This is a genomic window from Blastomonas sp. (assembly GCF_041747255.1).
GTDB lineage: Bacteria > Pseudomonadota > Alphaproteobacteria > Sphingomonadales > Sphingomonadaceae > Blastomonas.
The window spans coordinates 1-3,380 of record NZ_JBGTFM010000336.1 but is presented as its reverse complement, the minus strand read 5'-3'; the positions used below and the strand labels follow the sequence as shown (position 1 = coordinate 3,380).

Sequence of the window (3,380 nt, the reverse complement as noted above, 5' to 3'; positions counted from 1 at the left end):
GGCCTCGCGCAAGCGGGGGCGAGGAAAGTCCGGGCTCCACGGAATGAAGGTGCCGGGTAACGCCCGGCGGGGTCGCGGCTCTCGGGCCAAGGCTTCAGGGAAAGTGCCACAGAAAGCATACCGCCGGTCTTTGGGCCGGTAAGGTCGAAAGGGTGCGGCAAGAGCGCACCGCGCGGCCGGCAACGGACGCGGCACGGCAAACCCCACCTGGTGCAAGACCGAATAGGGGTGGCACATGGGCCTGTTCCGGCTCGTCACCCGGGTTGGTCGCTTGAGCGGCGGGGCAATCCGTCGTCTAGAGGAATGGTCGCCCATCTGCCTTCGCTTCGGCGTCGGCGGGGGACAGAACCCGGCTTACAGGTCCCCTGACAAATTTCCGCGATGGCCGGGTGGCGGTTTGGTCGCCGCTCCCCTAGGTGGGGAAGTGATGGCCAAGCCAACCCGCTCCGACGATTGGGGATTTCCCCGCTGGCGCCCCTATGGGGCGAAGGGCCGATCCGCGGCCCGGGTCCGGCTGTGCGACCGCGAGGGCTGTGACGAAGCCGGTGACCGGCCCGCGCCCAAGGCGCCCAACAGCCCCGAACGGTGGATGTTCTGCTTGGCCCATGCCGCAGAATATAATAAGGGCTGGGACTATTTCGCGGGGTTGACTCCGGAGGAAGCGGCGCGCCGCGCGGCCGAGGAAGAAAGCGGCGCCTCGGCCTATCGCAAGAGCGCGCATTACCAATGGGCCGGACCCGGCGACGGCAGCCGCAGTCGCGATGAGATGCGCGCTTTTGACGCGCTCGAAATCGATGCCGAGGCCGATGCCAAGGAAATCAAGGCAGCCTATCGAAAACTCGCCAAGCAGTTCCACCCCGACGTCAACCGCGACGATTTGGAAGCCGCCAAGCGCTTCCAGCAGGTCCAGGCGGCCTACGACGTGCTGCGCAAGGCGGCCGAGCGCCGCGGCGAGGCGATTTAGGGCTTCAGCATGAACGTGCCGACCGCGCGCGCGACCGGGCGGGTTTCGTCGCCGGTGTGGGCAATGCCGCTGACGAACGCGATCTGCCGGGTCAGTTTGTCGCAAGCGCAGCGGGCGATGACGGTCTCGCCCTTCAATGCCGGACGGAGGTAATCGAGGCGCAAGTCGATCGTGACGATCGGCTGGAAATGGCCCAGCGCCTGCCATACCGACGCACCGCCGCAGGTATCGACCAGGCTGACGATCGCGCCCGAGGCGAGCACCCCGGTTTCCGCCACTCCGACCAGTTGCTCCTTCCACGGCAGCGCGAGCTCGACCCAGTCCGCGCCAGCCGCCTGAAATTCCAGCCCGAGGGCCTGGCCGTGGCCGACCTTGCGTGCCAGCTCGAAGAACCGCTGCGGATCGAAGCCGTCGGTCACGCTGTCAGCCGCGCTGCGGTGCGCTGCACCAGCGCGATCATGTTGGGGATGCCCTGCGTGCGGTTGGATGACAGCTGGTTCTTGAGATCGAACGGGACGAGCCCGGCCTCAATGTCGGTCGCCAGAATGTCGGCGGCGGGGGCATCCTGCACACTGAGCAACACCAAAGCGATAATGCCCTTGGTGATCGCGGCATTGCTGTCGGCCAGGAAATGCAGGCGGCCATCGTCGGTGCGGGTCGGATAGACCCAGACCGAGGCCGAACAGCCGCGTACCAGCGTCGCATCGGTCTTCAACGCATCGGGCATCGCATCGAGCGTGCGCCCCAGATCGATGATCAGCCGGTATCGGTCATCGGCATCGAGAAACTCATATTCTTCGGCAATATCATCAAGGCGGCTGGTCATGCCGCGCCGATAGCAGGGGCGAGAGAGGGTGTCACGATGTGTGGTGCATTTTTGGGCGGTTTGCGCATAGGTCCCTCAAGCTCGCTCGGGAACGCGGGAAGGGTTGCAAGGAGAGTTGCATGATCGCCATTGTGCTGTTTTTCCGCGCAAGGCGGAATTTAGGGGCGGGTGTAGTGCAATCTGACTCCTGAGACCCGGCATTCGCCGGAGAACGGGCACTAGCCCCGCCTCTTTGCGAGAAACCGCGCCCAGCCGCGCGACCAGCGGTTGAACACCTTGGCCTCGTCCGATGCGAACGCGGCGGCCTTCACATGCTCTGACCGGTTGGGATAGGGCACGATCAGGCTGGCGACGCCGAAGGTCGAGGATTTGCCGGTGATCATCATCGCAATCGGCAGGATCAGGTCGCCCGCGCCGCGCCCCACGACGGTGCCGCCGACGACCTTGCTGCCTTTCTTGACCAGCTTGACGAAGCCCAAGGTCTCGCGTTCGGTGACCGCGCGGTCATTGTGGTCAAAATCCTCGCGCCACACGCTCACTTTATCGCCATAACGTGTCCGCGCCTCGTGTTCAGTGAGGCCAACCTGCGCCAGTTCGGGGTCGACATAGGTCACCCAGGGCAGCGCATTGTAATTGGCCTTGGTCGGCACCCCCAGGCTGATCTCAAGCGCGACATTGCCACCCTCATAGCCCGACGAATGGGTGAAGCGCGGCCCGTCGCGGCAATCGCCGATCGCGTAAATGTGCTTTACGCTGGTACGCCGCCGCGCATCGACGATGATGCCGCGCTTGTCATAGGCGACGCCTGCCGCCTCAAGCCCCAGCCCGTCGAAATGCACCTCGCGGCCCGTGGCGATCAGCAGGTGGCTGCCGCTCAGCGTGCGGCCATCTTTCATCGTCAGCACAAGACCATCGGCGGTCGGCGCGATGGCGGATGCCTCGGCCTGCTCGATGATCTCGACGCCCTCGCGCGTCAGCCGATCGATGACGATTGCGGCGGCATCGGCGTCATCCTTGGGAAACGGACGGCCCTTGGTGGCGACCACCACCTCGGCCCCCAGCCGCCGGAACGCCTGCGCCATCTCCATGCCACTCGGCCCGCCGCCCAGCACGATCAGCCGCGTTGGCAGTTCGGTCAGATCCCAGACATTGTGGTTGGTGAGATACGGCACCGCATCCAGCCCGGTGATCGGCGGCACATAGGCGCGGCTTCCGGTCGCGATGATGATGCGCGGCGCGCGGTAGGTCGTGCCGTCGACCTGCAACGTGTGCGGTCCGGTGAAGGTGGCGTTGCCACGCACCACCTCGACCCCCATCCCTTCAAACCGCTCGACGCTGTCATGCGGCTCGATGGTCTTGATAGCGGCATGGATATGAATGTGCACCGCGCGGAAATCGACCTGGGGCACCACATTGGCGATGCCAAACTCGCTGGCATGGCGCATGTCATGGGCGCGGTGGGCCGCCGATATCAAAGCCTTGCTGGGCACGCAGCCAGTGTTCAGGCAATCGCCGCCCATCGGTCCGCGCTCGATCAGCAGCGGCTTCAAGCCAAACATCGCGCAGCCCCCGGCGGCGGTGAGGCCAGCC

General features: G+C 65.4%; 4 protein-coding genes and 1 other RNA gene. 2 read left to right on the top strand and 3 right to left on the bottom strand.

All coding sequences use genetic code 11. The features are described from left to right. Positions 1–373, top strand: an RNA gene (rnpB, locus tag ACEW8G_RS11460) — RNase P RNA component class A; the annotation flags it as partial. A gap of 54 nt (positions 374–427) precedes the next feature. Next, entirely contained in the window at positions 428–964 is a 537-nt protein-coding gene (locus ACEW8G_RS11455; protein WP_373488549.1) for a J domain-containing protein, read from the top strand. On the opposite strand, the gene ACEW8G_RS11450 is transcribed toward ACEW8G_RS11455, so the two are convergent. From ACEW8G_RS11450 to ACEW8G_RS11440, 3 genes are all read right to left on the bottom strand, one after another. Then, a complete protein-coding gene (locus ACEW8G_RS11450) occupies positions 961–1,383 on the bottom strand; it encodes a PaaI family thioesterase (protein ID WP_373488548.1) in 423 nt (140 codons plus the stop codon). The two genes, ACEW8G_RS11455 and ACEW8G_RS11450, sit on opposite strands and share 4 nt — an antisense overlap. Then, positions 1,380–1,790 carry a SufE family protein gene (locus ACEW8G_RS11445; protein ID WP_373488547.1) on the bottom strand — a complete coding sequence of 137 codons (411 nt, stop codon included), beginning with the start codon at positions 1,788–1,790 and terminating at the stop codon, positions 1,380–1,382. The genes ACEW8G_RS11450 and ACEW8G_RS11445 overlap by 4 nt, the downstream gene beginning before the upstream one ends. 218 nt (positions 1,791–2,008) lie before the next feature. Then, positions 2,009–3,380 (bottom strand): NAD(P)/FAD-dependent oxidoreductase (locus tag ACEW8G_RS11440; RefSeq protein WP_373488546.1); only part of this gene is annotated, 1,372 nt, incomplete at its 5' end.

Bases quoted from the DNA above. Each gene is read 5' to 3' on its own strand.
- ACEW8G_RS11455 (WP_373488549.1), top strand. From the start codon at position 428: ATGGCCAAGCCAACCCGCTCCGACGATTGGGGATTTCCCCGCTGGCGC.
- ACEW8G_RS11445 (WP_373488547.1), bottom strand. From the start codon at position 1,790: ATGACCAGCCGCCTTGATGATATTGCCGAAGAATATGAGTTTCTCGAT.